Source organism: Taibaiella soli, assembly GCF_003236175.1.
Lineage (GTDB): Bacteria > Bacteroidota > Bacteroidia > Chitinophagales > Chitinophagaceae > QKTW01.
In genome coordinates this window covers 200,540-216,441 of record NZ_QKTW01000016.1, presented here as the reverse complement: position 1 = coordinate 216,441, position 15,902 = coordinate 200,540, and the positions used below count along the sequence as shown (strand labels likewise).

Sequence of the window (15,902 nt, the reverse complement as noted above, 5' to 3'; positions counted from 1 at the left end):
ATCGAATTTCCTGCAAAGGTAACCAATGTAAACTATACATGATGTCTGATTTCCGGATGCCCTATTTTCTGAATTGTTTTGCCTGTGGATAATTACAAGTCCCTCTTCGACACCCCGAAATGACTATCCGATAAATAAGGCAAAATCAACGATTGAGAAATCTGATTTCAGCGATTTTTACGCAATCTATTAACTTGCAGTTTATATGCATTCACCCTTGTTTGCCAATCCATCCTCCGAGCATCGTTTTGTTGATATTATACTGCCGCTCAATTTGCCGCAGACGCTTACGTATGGCATTCCACACGAAATGCAGGGATTTTTGCAACCGGGTATGCGCGTTGAGGTTTCGTTAGGAAAAAACAAACAATACGCAGGTGTTGTAGAAAGGGTTCATAATGAGCAGCCGGAAGCCTATCAGGTAAAGCCAATTAAAGGTATTATTGATGAGGAGCCGATTGTCAACATAAAGCAGTTACAGTTTTGGAAATGGATTGCGCATTACTACATTGCCGCACCCGGCGAGGTCATGCAGGCTGCATTGCCGGCGCATCTCAAAATGATGGGCGAGACACGCCTGCTCTGGGCACCGGAACACGAAGATGTGGTGTATGACTGGAGTTATGATGCGCTGCGCGCTGTTGAGATTTTAGCAGTACGAAAAGAACTTTCCATCACGGATCTGCGCAGCATTGTGGGGGGGCGGAAATTTATGGCGGTATTGCATGAATTGCTGGAAAATGAAACGGTAGTAATAGACGATTCTCTGGAATCATCTTACAAGCCCAAAAAAGAAAAAATAATAAGCCTTGCGGCAAAATATAACGAAGAGCCGGAGCTGATCAAGCTGTTTGACGAATTGCAGCGTGCGCCGAAACAGCTGGAGTTACTGATGGGCTATGTTCAGTTATCAAAGCAAAAAGGTTTTGTGCGACAGGCAGACTTGTTGGAGCGTACGCAGGCAAGTGCTGCGCAAATAAAATCGCTCGCAGATAAAGGCGTTTTCATAATTGCCGAGAAGGAAGTGGATCGGTTGCTGTATGAGGGCGTTGATGAACAAAAAGAAATAGAATTTACACCTGCTCAGCAAAAAGCATATAACGAGCTAAATGCTGGTCTCTCAGAAAAAGAGGTTGTACTGTTGGAAGGCGTAACGGGAAGTGGGAAGACGCTTTTATACATTCATAAAATCAAGGAGTATCTGGCGAGTGGCAAACAAGCCATTTTTCTGTTGCCGGAAATCGCATTGACCACCCAACTAGTGGGCCGTTTACGTGCTTATTTTGGTGAAGAATTAGGTGTTTACCATTCAAGATTCAGTAATAACGAACGGGTAGAAATCTGGGAAAAAGTACAAAGTGGAAAATACCGCGTTGTGGTGGGGCCGCGGTCTGCCTTGTGGTTGCCTTATAATGATCTGGGACTGATCGTTGTTGATGAAGAGCATGACGGTTCTTATAAACAAAAAGATCCGGCTCCGCGTTTTCATGCGCGTGATGCAGCTATTTATCTGGGGGCATTGCACGGTGCAAAAGTGATATTAGGTTCTGCTACGCCATCTATAGAAAGCTTGTTTAATGCGCAGAATAAGAAATACGGTTACGTGCGTTTGAATGAACGTTATCTCGGCGTACAAATGCCGCAGATTGAGATCGTTAATGCGACGTCGCTGAATATGGTGCGCCAACAAGGTGTAAGATTGTTAACCCCCGAGCTACAACAAGCCATTGCTATCGCTTTGAAAGAAAAGAAGCAAGTAATTCTTTTTCAAAACAGAAGAGGGTATGCGCCGTTTCAAATGTGTACTTCCTGTGGCTGGGTGCCGCAGTGCAAAAATTGTGCAGTTTCACTTACTTACCATAAGATAACGGACAAGTTGCATTGTCATTATTGCGGATTAAAATCGCCGGTGGTGCATACCTGTGCATACTGTGGCAGCAACAGTCTTGTAAGTAAAACATTTGGTACCGAAAAAATTGAGGAAGAGGTACAGCAGGTATTTCCTAAGGCCCGCGTTGCCAGAATGGATATCGATAGTATGCGGAATAAGCAAAGTCTGCCGCAGCTGCTTGATCAGCTTGGGAAACAGAAAATAGATATTCTTGTTGGCACCCAAATGGTCGTGAAAGGCCTGGACTTTGCGACCGTTGGGTTGGTAGGCATTCTCAGCGCAGATTCATTGCTGAGTTATCCAGATTTCCGGGTGAACGAACGTGCTTTTCAACTGATGGAACAGGTAAGCGGTCGTGCAGGTCGTGCAGATGGCGCGGGAAAAGTGTTGATACAGGTATACAATTTACAGCATCCGGTACTGAAATGGGTAAAAGACCACGATGTGCACGGGTTGTATCATCAGGAAATTAAATATCGTGAACAATTCGGCTATCCGCCGTTTTCCCGGATTATTAAAATCATTTTCCGGCATAAAGAAGAACCAAAGGCAATACAGGCTGCTGCCGAAATGGCAAACAAGCTGGCAAGTATTGAAGGGATCGGTATACAAGGTCCGGCGCCGGCATTAGTCGCCAGAGTCAGGAATTTATACATTCAGGAAGTTTGGATTAAATGTCCGCAGTCGGTTCGTGTACTCGAGCATGTAAAATCATTTATCAAAGAAGAAAGGCTGCGTATGACTGGCGAAAGAGGATTTTCTTCCCTTCAGGTAGTTTTTGATATAGATCCGGTGGGTTAAATTGGCATTATTTTTTTAGGGGAAAAGTCTGGGTTTGGTCAGCTGAGTAACCTCCATTGAGGATAAATTTCATAAGCTGTACTTTTGACCCCGGAAATTCAATACATCTACATGCACTCAATTATCATTTTTGCGTCAGGGAAAGGTTCAAATGCCGCTGCAATCGTTGAACATTTTCAAGCTAACGACCTGGCAAAAGTATCTCTTATTGTGACTAATAAATCGGATGCTGGCGTATTGGATATTGCTCAGAATAATCAGATTCCTTATTTAATAATAGACAATAATACTATTAGTGAACCTTTGCTTATCGAGCAGCTTATGAGTTATAATCCGTCGCTGATTATACTTGCAGGCTTCCTTAGGAAGATTCCGAAGACAATGACGGATGCATTCAAAGACAGGATCATTAATATACACCCTGCCCTCCTTCCTGCTTATGGTGGAAAAGGAATGTACGGACATAATGTGCACGTTGCGGTAATTGCGGCGAAAGAAAAAGAATCAGGGATTACCATCCATTATGTAAATGAAGTATATGATAGTGGAAATATAATATTGCAGGCGCGTTGTCCGGTAAATCATGAAGCTGATGATGCAGCTGCGTTAGCTGACCGGGTACATGCACTGGAACATTTTTATTACCCGCGCACAATTGAATATTTATTACGAGATTTACTACACTAAAAACATTCCCATGGCTAAAAAATCAAAAACAGAAAGTGCGCCTGCTCCGGCAAGCAAATCCGTAAGTAAAAAATCAGCATCAGTAAATATTGGCATCAGTGATAAAAACCGCGCAGCTGTGGCGAATGATCTGCAGATTTTGCTCGCGGACGAATCACTGCTGTATGCTAAAACACGCAATTTCCACTGGAATGTAGAAGGTCCGCATTTCGGTCCATTGCATAAATTATTTGAAGCCCAGTATACCGAGCTGGCTGAAGTGATTGATTCTATCGCAGAACGTATCCGTAAAGTTGGCCACTATGCAGTTGGTACTTTGTCCGGTTTTCTCAACCTGGCCCGTTTGCTGGAACACAACGGCGAAGGCGACGGTACAGACCGTGATATGATTCAGGCATTGCTGGACGATCATGAAACCATCATCCGCGAAATGAGAAATACGATCGATAGAGCAGATGATACTTACAAAGACGCTGGTACTGCCGATTTCCTCACTGGCCTGATGGAACAGCACGAGACAATGGCCTGGATGCTGAGAGCGCACCTCGCATAAATTTATTTTTCGTAAAATATTTATATAAACAGGATGTCAGATAATGACATCCTGTTTTAATTTGAGTTATAAAGTATGAGTTATGCTTTCCATGTTCGGTACTTATAGCTAGACAACTTACTATCAGCAAATCTGCAATCAGGAAATCCGCCATCGACGATTCCAAAGGCAATATTCTGGCTCCTTGCGCGTTTATTTCAGTACATTTGAACGTTCGGTTATAAATGAATATGAATCAGAAACGCCTGTTTATAGTTGCCACCCTGTTATTGTTCTCCGCTTTCATTTCTAATGCCCAGGATCGACCTATAGGATACTGGCGGGAGCATTTGCCTTATGGCTCTGCCGTGGGCATTGCCACCGACGGAAGAACAATATATACGGCAACCAATTTTTCGTTTTTTACGTATGATCTTGTTTCCGGAGAAATGACTCCATACAGTAAGATCGACGGAATGGCCGATATCCAGATGTCTTGCATCGGATACGACGCTACGACGCAAACAGCTGTGCTCTGTTACCAGAACAGTAATATTGATCTGTTTAGAAATCATAGTTTTTACGGCCTGCCTGATCTGAAGCTGAAGGCGGTAACCGGATCAAAAAATATAAATGCCGTGTATACGGAAGCTGGCTATGCTTATCTCAGTACGGATCTCGGTGTTGTGGTGATTAATCTTAATAAGGAAGAAGGAGAGATTAAGGAAACCTATACGTTCAACCAGAACGGACAGCAAGTTCCTGTAACCAATTTCGGCGCACAGGGTAATTATTTTTACGCTGCGACACCGGGAGGTTTGTTTCGGGCAGATAAAAATAATTCCAACTTACAAAACGTGAATTCATGGCAACTGATTGGCAGCGGAAAATCGCTGACCTGTCTGGCGTTTATTCAAAACAGAGTTTATGCAACGGGAACCGACAGCCTTTACATTCTCGACAGCGATTCGTTGAAATATGTATTGCGCACAAACAACAGAACGCGTCATCTGGATACAGGCACCAACGCTTTGTATTTTTCGCTGGAAAATGGTGCTAAGGTTGTAAAGATGGATCTGAACTACAATGCGCTGGATTCAATTTCATTTGGATTGCTTCATCAGGTGCTTGAAATAACACCCGATAATGTATGGGTTGCGGATGAATATAGTGGCTTAAGCAAACTCACTTCAGAATCTACCTATTCGGCTTATGCTCCTCCAGGGCCGATTGCCGCGACAGCACCAGGTCTGTATGCAGAAAACAAGAATTTCTGGATTGCGCTTGGTAGTTACAATGATCTTTATCAGCCGGTTGGTAATACGCTTGGAATTGCCTCTTTTAAGGATGAAACCTGGAAAAACTATACTGCGTACAATTTCCCACCATTCTATAATGATGTTTCGGATTTCATAGTCACTACAAAAAATCCTGTCGATGGGTCCATCTGGTATGGCTCCTTACGTTCAGGCCTTTTTATTTTAAAGCCTGACGGTTCTTATGTGTTTTATAATCACGGCAGTCAGCTGGAACCTAAAGAAGGCGATACAACAACTATTGCAGTTAACAGCATTGCGGCCGATGAATATGGCAATATGTGGTTTACACAGCATGGTTCTAAACATGAATTGGCTGCAATAGCACAAGATGGTACCTGGTATCATTTCAGCACACCATACCTTCGGGTTTATCCGCATGGCGCTGCAGGTCTTGTCATTGATAATTCTAACCAGAAATGGTTTTATGCACCGAATCAGAACGCGATCATTGTTTATAACGACAATTATACGATCGACAATACGGCGGATGATAAATACATTTTCCTCTCTGGCCTGCAAAGCGGTATCGCCGGTAGTCGCGTGCTTTGCATGACTAAGGATAAAAATGGCAACATCTGGGTGGGGACGGATGATGGTATCAGCATTTTCAGCTGTGCGGATCAGGTATTGCAGGGTACCTGTATCGGAGAAAGAAGGATCGTACAGTATGATCAGTTTGCGGGATATCTTTTTCAGACCGAGCAGGTAAATACAATAGCTGTAGATGGCGCTAATCGTAAATGGGTTGGCACTAATAACGGTGTCTGGCTGATTTCACCAGAAGGAGACAAAGTCATTTACCGGTTTACCATAGATAATAGCCCGCTACCATCTAACACAATCCAGAATATTTCTGTAGACGGAGTAACAGGTGATGTCTACATCAGCACCGAATACGGTATCATGAGCTATCGTAGTACAGCAACAGACGGCGGCACGGTGAACAGCAACGTACTCGTGTTTCCAAATCCGGTGCCGAGCGGCTACAAAGGTACTATTGCGATTCGTGGTCTTGTTGAGAACGCAGATGTCCGGATTACTGATATTTCTGGTCAGCTGGTGTATCGTACAACTGCGCTGGGTGGACAGGCTGTGTGGAATGGTGTAGATTATAAAGGACATCGTCCGCAATCGGGAGTATATCTCATTTTCATCAGCAATAAAGACGGTTCACAAACGAACGTGAGCAAGATGGTTTTCATGGAATAAAGTTCAATGATCCAACAAACAAAAGGTATTGTGTTACGGTCGATCAAGTATGGGGAAACCAGCCTGATCTGTAATATTTTTACCCGTACCTATGGTGTGCAGTCTTATTTGCTGCAAGGAGTACGATCGGCAAAATCAAGACAATATAAAACTGCCTTCTTGCAACCCGCGTCGTTGCTGGATCTCGTTGTGTATCAAAAGCCGACCGGCAATCTGCAACGCATCAAGGAAATTCAGCCGGATTATATTTATAAAACTTTGCAGGAAGAAGTTGTAAAAAACAGCATCGCATTATTTTCTGTAGAGATGCTATTGCGTTTGTTGCCAGAGGCTGCGCCTGCACCCGAATTATATGATTTTTCCAGAGCGTATTTTGAATGGCTGGATCAATTACCCCTAAAGCAGCTGGCTAATTTTCCATTGTTTTTTGTGATACAATGTGGCCGTTTTCTGGGCTACAACGTGAGGGGTCGGTTTTCGGAAGACACACCCTACCTGAGTTTTGAAGACGGTGCATTTACAGCCATTCCGCCCGAAACAAGACCATTGTTGTCGGCGCAGGAAGCGGCAGCACTAGATAAGATTCTTTTAGTCGAAAATATAAACGGGCTTAGCGAAATAGAAATGAATGCGGCGATGCGTGTGAATGTACTGGATTGGTATCTTGAATTTTTGCATCGTCATACCCAGCATTTAGGACAAATAAAATCACTGGCAGTACTACGCGCTATTTTGCACTAAGTGCGGAATAAACAAGCGCTACGGCAATCACGCAGATAAGTGCCAGCAAGAATCGGTTCGACCATTTTTTTAACGGATTCCTTTTGGGTTCTGGCGTCACGTCCTTACAACAACTTTTCATTTTCGTCATCTTTAGATATCTGCGAAATTAAGCCTTTCTAAAAATAGTACTTTTATGCGCGCATTAGTTGTGGTTATGGGCTGCGGCCAGAAACGAAAAGTCTGGCAGAGTCTTTGTACTAAATTCTATTTATGAAACAGATAAAAATACTCGTTGTCGTTATGTTTTCATTCGCTGCATTGAAAAGTGCAGCTCAGGGAAGATCGTATCCGCAGGATTATTTCAGGAATCCTTTAGAATTTCCGATTATCCTGGCGGGTAATTTCGGTGAATGCAGACTGGGACATTTTCACAGCGGCATGGACATTAAAACCAAGGGCATAGAAAATCAGGTGGTGCATGCAGCAGCTGACGGTTATATCTCTCGTATTAAAATGGAGAAAGGCGGCTTTGGACATGCATTGTACATCACGCATCCCAATGGTTATACAACGTTGTATGCGCATCTAAATAATTTCGTTCCGAAGATTCAGCAATACTTAAGAAAACAGCAGTATCAGAAAAAACAATGGGGCGTAGATCTTGCGTTATCGCCAGATCAGTTTCCAGTGAAAAAAGGAGATCAGATTGCATGGTCCGGAAATACTGGTGCTTCAACAGCGCCGCATTTACATTTTGAAATTCGCGACAGTAAAACAGAGCATCCGCTCAATCCACAGAAATTTGGTTTTGCAGTAGAAGATAAAAAACCGCCAATTCCAGCGCGGATGGCATTATACGACGGGTCAAGAACGATCTATGAGCAAGACCCTCCATTACAGCCATTAAAGAAGAAGGGCGATGTTTACACAACGGCAACTGATACCGTAAAAGTGGAAGGTGCGTTGATGGGCATTGGCCTGGACATCGATGATTTCATGGAAGGCAGCAATAACACTATCGCATTTTATACCGCGGAATGGGCACTGGATGGCGAATTGCAGGGACGCATCAGGCTGGATGACATTGGCTACGATGAAACGCGTTATCTGCACGGATATGCAGACTATAGAAGGATGGTCAGCGGTGGCCCGTGGATACAGTTGCTGTTCCAACTTCCGGGCAATCGTTTAGATCATATTTATGAGTCGCTTAACAACAATAAAGGTGTTCTCGACCTCTCCGATAAAATGCCACACAAAGTAACCGTTACAATTACTGATGACGAAAATAATGTGAGCACGGTGCAATTTTATGTACGCTCGGAAGGAAAATTAAATCCGCTTACTTGCGATCCGGTTTTCAAAGCTACCGCAAATAATAAAGTGGACCAGCCGAACATTTCGTTTGTGCTTGATGATAGACAACTTTACGATGATGTTTGTTTTAAAATGGATAAAAAGCCTGATGCAGCAAGCTTTTCGGACCGTTACATGATCTTGTCTGCGAATATACCGGTACACCATTATTTTGATTTGAACATTAAGCCGAATAAGCCAATACCGTTTGATCTTCGTGATAAAATTGCGTGCATTTACAACGATGGAAAATCAGATGCAGGATCTGCGGCGCAAAAAGATGACAAAGGCTGGTATAAAACAAAAGAGCGCGATCTGGGTTCTTTCCGGTTGGTAGCTGATACTGTGCCACCTGTCATTACACCGCTGACTAAATCAGTTTCGGCAAAAACAAACGAACTTATTTTTAAAGCAACAGATGCGCTGACCTCTGTTCGAAAATTTGAAGGAACGTTAGAAGATGGTACCTGGCTTTTGTTTGAACCTCGCGGAAGTAATTTCATTTATCATTTCGATGATAAAACCTGTCCGGCGGGAAGTCATACATTGACGCTAAAAGCTGCCGACGAAAATGGCAATGAAACGGTTTATAAGTATAAATTCAATCGCTAAATTTTATACAGAAAAGTTTTAAACGAATAATACATGAAACTGACAGAAGGCGCAACAGCGCCAGATTTTACGATTAATGACCAGGATGGTAAACCGGTGTCTTTGCACGATTTTAAAGGGAAAAAAGTAGCATTGTATTTCTATCCGAAAGATGATACGCCGGGTTGCACGGCACAGGCTTGCAATCTGCGTGATAACATTGCGCTTCTGAAGAAAAAGAAAATCGTAGTGCTTGGTGTTAGTATTGATACGGAGAAAAAGCACAAGAAATTTGAAGACAAATACAGTCTTCCATTTACGCTTTTAGCTGATCCTGAAAAGCAGCTAGTGGAGCTTTACGGCGTGTGGGGTGAAAAAAAATTTATGGGTCGTACGTACATGGGCACGCACCGGGTAACGTTTCTTATAAACGAAGACGGCGTCATTGATCATATCATTGAAAAAGTAGACACCAAGAATCACACAGAGCAGATATTGGAACTGTGGGGTATGAACTAATTATGAGCTATAAGAAACGTCTGATGTTTCATCAGACGTTTCTTTATAAAAGGTCGTACATACCGTAGTGTTTAATTGCGCACAGTCATTCTGAAACTCCATTTTGTGGAATGATCATTTAAGATGTTTTTTTACCCACGGAAGCTCACTTCTTGGCTTGCTGAATGTAGTCATAAAGTAATCGCCCCAGTCCAGGTAATCGCTGAGCCCAATAGAGCGGCGGTTAGCTCTGATTCTCGGCCATTCGTTGGCATTACAGACTGTATGAATAACATAGTAATCACCACACCAGCTACCGCCGTCGTCCATTTTTCTTCGCTCCAGAAAAAATCCATAATCTTCTGGCGTCATATTTCCTTCTTCCCAAGCTTTTTCCAGAATGGGTAAAAGCTCATCTTTCCTTTCTTTTGAAAGATGGGCAAGTGGTGCAATCATTATTTCTACACCAGCTTTTCGAAGTCCTGGATAACCGTTTCGTTTAATAAAGTCGACAAATCCTTTTTGTACGTCTTCATGATTTCTCAAATGAACTGTATCTATGTAAATAAGGGCGTTTGATCCACTCTTCAAGAGATTTTGGCGGTTCTGCTCTGTATACCAATAAGAATCGTTTGCGAAGTAGTACTCTACAGAATCATTCAGTAGGGATATTGCAGTATCCATGTATTTATATTCATATAAGGATCGTAACAGGCTGCTTATTTTCTGTCGCGTTTCTGGGTCTTTTTGAATAAACGCGAATACCTGGGTTTTAATTTCAAAAGTACTGTCTTCAACCCTATATTGTACATTGAGTAGCCCTCTGCGCACCTGTCCTTTGATGCAGCGCTCCAGATAATCAACCGCTTTTTTCTTTTTATGGAGTTTCAAGTAGCAGAGCGACATGCAGTAATAGTCGGGGTATAATGGAGTTACTTGGGACATACTAAATGCGCTGTCTAGTAATCTAACTGCTGTTTTATACTTGCCGAGGTAATAGTAATATCGGGCTTTACTGGCATATTCGTAATATTTTACGATCGGTTTCTCGGCGAAAACGTTCACCGCAAAACATAAGAAGAGGCTAATGCTTCCCAAGAGAAGTATTCGTTTAGTTCGAATCATCGCAGGTCATTTAGTGTTAAAAATTTTTTCTCCGATTAACGGCATTGTTTGCACTATGCTGTGCTGTATTCTTTTTCTTCGGGGAATACAAAATCCCTCACTGCGGCCACAGATCGCTTCGATGAAAAATTCTTTTTCTTGGTCTGAAATCAACTCTTTTATCACTCTATCCAAATAAAGTAGCATACAAATTTGCTGCCAGTTTTTTTGTGTCGATGGTTATCTATACGGGGCTATATGATTTCGTATGGACACGTTAAATCCCTGAATGAATCTATTATGGCGGCAAATGGCATAGCAGCGATCTTCGTTTTTGGTTTCAATTAAAAAAATCAAAAAATTCACTTATCTGTTTACATTACATAGAGCTATCTTCGGGCGCATTTGTTTTAGGAAATGAAAAAAATAATAGGATACCTCACTTCGCACCTCAAGGAAGAATGTAATAAGCGCTATCTGTTGCTGGCAACGCTTTTTAGCGTGTTGATCTTATTCATCAACTTCCGCTACAATTTTGAGTATACCTATATCAAATACGATTTCAATCCGACCACCAGATTGTTAAAATATATAGCGCTGTATGCTGTGGCGTTTGGTGGCGCGTGGTTATTGCAGATAGCGGTAGACCAGAAGGATAAAAGATTGCGTAGCGGAAAATTGTGGGCGATGATCGTTCTCGCGGTCGTTTTATTTTCAGTGCGTGCTTGGTTTTTTCAACAACGATATTGGATCGATGCGCATGTTTCCTGGGAATACCAGACCTGGGCATATAAAATTGTGGCCAATCTTGTTGGGTTTGTATTTCTGTTTATTCCCTGTGCTGTTTATTGGTTTTTTGTAGATCGTAAGAACCAGCCCGTATATGGATTTCATGCGAAGGGTGTGGTGTTGCGCCCCTATTTTTATCTGCTGTTATTTATGCTGCCGCTATTGCTGATAGCTGGTCGTCAGCCTGATTTTTTGCAAGTTTACCCGCGTGCTATTTTTCTCAATTTTCCGCCGAATCTGCCACATAAAAACTGGTACACTTTTTTTTACGAGCTCGTTTATTGTAGCGACTATGTTGTTACTGAATTTTTCTTCAGAGGTTTTCTGATTCTTGCATTTGCCCGTTTTGTTGATTACAAAGCTATCCTGCCAATGTGTGTTTTCTATGTGGCCATCCATTTTGATAAACCGCTGGGAGAAGCCGCCAGTTCGTTTTTGGGTGGATATATTTTAGGTATACTCGCTTATAGAACACGGTCAATCTATGGAGGTGTGATTGTGCATCTGGGCATTGCGTTATTGATGGAAGTGGTAGGATTTATGTTTCAACCGCATTAGCGGTTATACCAATTGAACTTCAAAAATGGCATTAAAAATTTCCGATCAATCAATTTTACAGAGGTGTTTTCTGTCACTTTTGCCTTGAAGCAAAAGTAACCAAAAGTTCAAGGCTGAAGGAAACTACGGCTAAAATGAAAAGGCATTTCGCTGCAATTATTAAAGCTTACTATGCTGCTTTATACCGGTTCCTGGCCAATCTATAATTGATCTGTACGCCCCGTTCACCATCATAATTGCGGCCGCTGTATGCATTTCATTTTTTAACGCCTACGTTTCCTTAGGCCGGTGGTGTTCCGTAAATCCTTCTTTACACAATTATACCATTTTTTGATGGTCAATTGGTATTAGTAGAAGCAAAGTGGAACAATGAGACGAAGCTGAACGGTGCTATCGCCACCGAAGCCTGATTGGCGGTATATCGCCCGGACCGAAGAAATTTTTTAGAAGTTGAATTTGATACTGCCGAAGATGCCGAAGTATTTTTCTTTAGGTTCATTGGGTAATGCTTTTGGTGTAACACGCCACACAAAATCGATGCGTAATATCTGGAAGATATTTTCTACGCCGGTGCCGAGCTCAATGTATGGGTGACCGGCAAGTGTTCGGAATTCATAACCTTTATTAAAATTGAGTGCAGTGTTTGCATCGCTCAGTGAACCAATTACGCCTTTGGCTGTCCAGAACTGGCGCAGCTTGGCTTTTTTCAGGTACGGAATATAATTGAAAATGCCACCGCCAATTGTGTGTTCGATATTGAATCCTACATATTGATCGGCGATAAATTCGTACCGGTTCATCATGGAGAATGCATACTTGTTGTAGTAGTAATATTCGTTGCCCGGTAAGATTTCCAACAATGGATATGGTAATGTGCCCCAGTATTTTCCCGCAAAGAAATTGTAGTAAATAGAGCCAAGCGGGGGAATCTTCACCTTATCGGAGACGCTGATGGATGCACGATTGTAAGAATAGTTGCTCTTCCACACATCTTTTAAACCTAAACCATAGCGGATCTCTACGATCGGATATTTACTGCCCAGACTTACGCGCTGATAATTACCGGTAAGAAATTTTTCTTTGTAAGCATAGCGCAGGCGTACGCCCACTTCTGTAGCAACAACATTTGATGTTGGTGCGCCATCATCATCCCAGAAAATACCTGCAGAAGGCAGTGGTGCATAAGGTGTAAAGTCTTTATGAATGCCATAAACCATGTGACTAAAGCCGCTGTTGTATGATTTGAAAAACTCAAAACGAGCTTCGTTTACAAATGCCAGCTTCCATGGGATATAATGTTTGCGGGCGATGGTGCTGAAAATGTTATCCGTGCTTACTTCATCATAATAGTTGGTGCTGCGGTCAACATCGTGTATGTACGAAGCGTAGATATACACACGAGGTTTGGGCTCACGCTGCAATAGCCAGAGGCCACTCAGCCCGTATTTGAAACGCTGATCCTGCGTGCCGTAAGCGAGGTGCCCCTTCAGATAAACGTCTTTAAACAAAACTGGTGTTGTACCAATGTCAATGCGGAACCGGTTGCCTTCAATTGGGTTGTGACTGTAGATATTCCAAACCGGACCGTACTCAATCGGGCCAAATTCTTTTTTACCGATTGTCAAAAACTTAAGCGTGTTTTTGTAGGTCATAAACAGCGGCATATTGTCCAGCGTATCCAGCATATGATAGATCGCTTTTTCATTTTTACTGAGGGAATCCGGGCGGGCATTTGACCAAAAATCTTCATTCATGTGTCGTGCTGAATCTGCGACATATACATCCTGCTTTAGTTTGGAGTCGTTTACCACATTTGAAACACTTGTGTCGTTTACAACGATGTTTTGATAGAGTGTAGTTTTCCGCCCAATGAGTCCGGGTAGCTTGGCGCCATAAGGACCTACAAAATCAGCGATAAATTTATTCTTTACACAAAACCAGAGTGTGTCATGTACTGGTGCAAACTCCTGGTACAGGCTTACTCTGTTGACCCAGTTTACATTTGCATCTTTAGGAACTTCCATCGAAATGCGTTGCAATGCATATACAGAATCAACCACCCAGAAGTCACCATAGAAACAGTTTTCACCATTGCGGCGCGGAGAGAACTGTACAAGCACTATTTGGTGACCGTAAGCTGTCTGCGTGTCTTTGATTTTGTATTTATAATACATTGCCCCGGCGTTACTGATGGGACTCACGAATTCTTTATTGAATACGGGAATGAAATTGTCGTAAGAATTTACATCCTGGTACATACTGCCCAAAAACTGCGTGATGCTCTGATTGTCGACGCCTTTCAGTTGATTGGCCTTGATAAATTCCTTTGTTTTCTTCGGTTCACGCTGGAAATAATAATCAGAAATGGTTTCCGTCAGGTAAAACGGAAGAAATGGTTTTGCTTCAGAAGTCGTATCCAGATTGTCATAGATGAAGCTGAATTTTTTCATCATGGGCACCGGCAAGCTTTCAAACTGTTTTTTCGACAGCCGTTGAATATCTACTTCCAGCTTGTTGTATACATTGTATTTGTAATTGGAAACGCGGTCTGGATTGTTCATCGGTTTATGCGCAATGATCTTTTTCAGTAGCAGCAATGCAGGATCTTCGCCGGCATGCACAACCACTTCATTGAGTTCATTTGATCCCCGTTCCAGTTCAATATAGAATGTCTGTTGTTTTTTGCTGCGGTCAATAAGCCTGTAATAGGCATCATAGCCCAGTGCCTGTACTCTTAGGGTATCATTTGGCGGTACACTAAACTGAAATATAAAATTACCCTCAAGATCGGCAGGTGTGCCAATGCCGGAATGCGGGAAAAAGACTGTTGCAAAAGGAATGCCCTCGCCTGTATTTTTATCTTTTATCGAACCCTTTATTTCATATCCGCCATTAGCAGCTGCAGGCATTGCGGTTTTCTTTGAAGAGTCGATAGCGTTGGAATCGTTGCTTGGAACTTTCGTTTGAACGGAATCCAGGATGTGAGTTAGGGAATCCGCGGCACGTAGTAGAGAATCTGTCTGATGTAAGGTGCTGTCGGAGGTTTGAGCATAGCCTGTAACAGTCATCAGCAGGAAGGGGAATAGTAAAATGAATATGTTTAGCTTGCTGTTCATAGTGTCTCCGCGCGGAAAAATATTAAGTATTACCGGATTAGTGCTACAAAAATCATTCCGTTTCCTTGCATTTATTATGTTTTGGTCTAGTAAGATAAGGAAAATGAAGTCATTATGAAAGGGTTGAAAAAGGTTTTCCGGCGCTAAAAGAAGACGGCTTAAACGCTTATATTTACAACCAGATATGGATCTGAAACGCTTTAAGCGCAACGCTATGCGCAACAAAACAAAACTGGTTACTTTCCTTCAAAAACTTGATGAAATAGTGCCGGAGGATATGCCGGAACTGGTAGCCGAAGCAGATAAAGCCGTATGGAATGAGGTGGATTGCCTTGCGTGCGCTAATTGCTGCAAAACAATGACGCCAACCTGGAACCGTACAGATGTGATCCGTATCTCTAAGCATCTCGACATGAAGCCGAAAGAGTTTATTGAAAAATATCTCTTTAAAGAAGAAGATACCGGCGATTGGGTAAACAAAAGCGTTCCTTGCCAGTTTCTGGATCTTACCACCAATAAATGCAGCGTTTACGAATTCCGTCCGAAAGACTGTCGTGAGTTTCCGCACCATAATAAGAAGCCGTTTGATCTCTATAATGATACATTCGTAGGCAATGTGACGCGCTGCCCTGCGACTTACTTGCTAGTTTCGAAATTGGAGAAAAAAGTTCGGGAAGAATACGAATGGTAGGCTGTTTTTGATAGTTTGTTTTTGCGAGTGCGATTGG

11 protein-coding genes are annotated in these 15,902 nt (G+C 42.5%); 9 read left to right on the top strand and 2 right to left on the bottom strand.

Translation table 11 applies throughout. The annotated features are described in order from the left end of the window. Positions 1-205: 205 nt before the first annotated feature. From priA to bcp, 7 genes are all read left to right on the top strand, one after another. The gene (gene priA / locus DN068_RS10955; protein ID WP_110998954.1) at positions 206-2,692 is read left to right on the top strand and encodes a replication restart helicase PriA; all 2,487 of its coding nucleotides are present in this window, start codon (positions 206-208) and stop codon (positions 2,690-2,692) included. Positions 2,693-2,803: 111 nt separating this feature from the next. After that, complete coding sequence (purN, locus tag DN068_RS10950) at positions 2,804-3,379, top strand: phosphoribosylglycinamide formyltransferase (protein WP_110998953.1); 576 nt, start codon at positions 2,804-2,806, stop codon at positions 3,377-3,379. A 10-nt stretch (positions 3,380-3,389) separates the two neighbouring features. Beyond that, on the top strand, positions 3,390-3,932 hold the full coding sequence (locus DN068_RS10945; RefSeq protein WP_110999070.1) for a Dps family protein: 543 nt from the start codon (positions 3,390-3,392) through the stop codon (positions 3,930-3,932). Positions 3,933-4,162: 230 nt separating this feature from the next. Next, a complete protein-coding gene (gene porZ / locus DN068_RS10940; protein WP_165836359.1) occupies positions 4,163-6,439 on the top strand; it encodes a type IX secretion system anionic LPS delivery protein PorZ in 2,277 nt (758 codons plus the stop codon). Positions 6,440-6,445: 6 nt separating this feature from the next. Further along, entirely contained in the window at positions 6,446-7,180 is a 735-nt protein-coding gene (gene recO / locus DN068_RS10935; protein WP_110998951.1) for a DNA repair protein RecO, read from the top strand. Between the two features lie 252 nt (positions 7,181-7,432). Next, positions 7,433-9,130: a M23 family metallopeptidase gene (locus tag DN068_RS10930; protein WP_110998950.1), complete on the top strand. Its 1,698-nt coding sequence runs from the start codon at positions 7,433-7,435 to the stop codon at positions 9,128-9,130. Positions 9,131-9,163: 33 nt separating this feature from the next. Continuing rightward, positions 9,164-9,628, top strand: coding sequence for a thioredoxin-dependent thiol peroxidase (gene bcp / locus DN068_RS10925; RefSeq protein ID WP_110998949.1), 465 nt, complete (start codon positions 9,164-9,166; stop codon positions 9,626-9,628). A gap of 114 nt (positions 9,629-9,742) precedes the next feature. Here the strand turns inward: bcp and DN068_RS10920 are convergent, their stop codons facing one another. Further along, positions 9,743-10,732: a tetratricopeptide repeat protein gene (locus DN068_RS10920; RefSeq protein ID WP_110998948.1), complete on the bottom strand. Its 990-nt coding sequence runs from the start codon at positions 10,730-10,732 to the stop codon at positions 9,743-9,745. Positions 10,733-11,128: 396 nt separating this feature from the next. On the opposite strand from DN068_RS10920, the gene DN068_RS10910 reads away from it, so the two are divergent. Further along, on the top strand, positions 11,129-12,058 hold the full coding sequence (locus tag DN068_RS10910; protein WP_110998946.1) for a CPBP family intramembrane glutamic endopeptidase: 930 nt from the start codon (positions 11,129-11,131) through the stop codon (positions 12,056-12,058). 443 nt (positions 12,059-12,501) lie between these two features. On the opposite strand, the gene DN068_RS10905 is transcribed toward DN068_RS10910, so the two are convergent. After that, positions 12,502-15,174 (bottom strand): DUF5686 and carboxypeptidase-like regulatory domain-containing protein, encoded by a 2,673-nt coding sequence (locus DN068_RS10905; protein WP_110998945.1) that lies wholly within the window; start codon positions 15,172-15,174, stop codon positions 12,502-12,504. A 214-nt stretch (positions 15,175-15,388) separates the two neighbouring features. Here DN068_RS10905 and DN068_RS10900 point away from each other — a divergent pair, with 214 nt between their 5' ends. Then, positions 15,389-15,865 (top strand): YkgJ family cysteine cluster protein, encoded by a 477-nt coding sequence (locus tag DN068_RS10900; RefSeq protein ID WP_165836358.1) that lies wholly within the window; start codon positions 15,389-15,391, stop codon positions 15,863-15,865. The last annotated feature ends 37 nt before the right edge of the window (positions 15,866-15,902 follow it).

Excerpts from the sequence above, each read along its gene's own strand:
- DN068_RS10900 (WP_165836358.1), top strand. The coding sequence starts at position 15,389 with ATGCGCAACAAAACAAAACTGGTTACTTTCCTTCAAAAACTTGATGAA.
- recO (WP_110998951.1), top strand. The coding sequence starts at position 6,446 with ATGATCCAACAAACAAAAGGTATTGTGTTACGGTCGATCAAGTATGGG.
- bcp (WP_110998949.1), top strand. The coding sequence starts at position 9,164 with ATGAAACTGACAGAAGGCGCAACAGCGCCAGATTTTACGATTAATGAC.
- purN (WP_110998953.1), top strand. The coding sequence starts at position 2,804 with ATGCACTCAATTATCATTTTTGCGTCAGGGAAAGGTTCAAATGCCGCT.
- DN068_RS10930 (WP_110998950.1), top strand. The coding sequence starts at position 7,433 with ATGAAACAGATAAAAATACTCGTTGTCGTTATGTTTTCATTCGCTGCA.
- priA (WP_110998954.1), top strand. The coding sequence starts at position 206 with ATGCATTCACCCTTGTTTGCCAATCCATCCTCCGAGCATCGTTTTGTT.
- porZ (WP_165836359.1), top strand. The coding sequence starts at position 4,163 with ATGAATCAGAAACGCCTGTTTATAGTTGCCACCCTGTTATTGTTCTCC.
- DN068_RS10945 (WP_110999070.1), top strand. The coding sequence starts at position 3,390 with ATGGCTAAAAAATCAAAAACAGAAAGTGCGCCTGCTCCGGCAAGCAAA.
- DN068_RS10920 (WP_110998948.1), bottom strand. The coding sequence starts at position 10,732 with ATGATTCGAACTAAACGAATACTTCTCTTGGGAAGCATTAGCCTCTTC.
- DN068_RS10905 (WP_110998945.1), bottom strand. The coding sequence starts at position 15,174 with ATGAACAGCAAGCTAAACATATTCATTTTACTATTCCCCTTCCTGCTG.
- DN068_RS10910 (WP_110998946.1), top strand. The coding sequence starts at position 11,129 with ATGAAAAAAATAATAGGATACCTCACTTCGCACCTCAAGGAAGAATGT.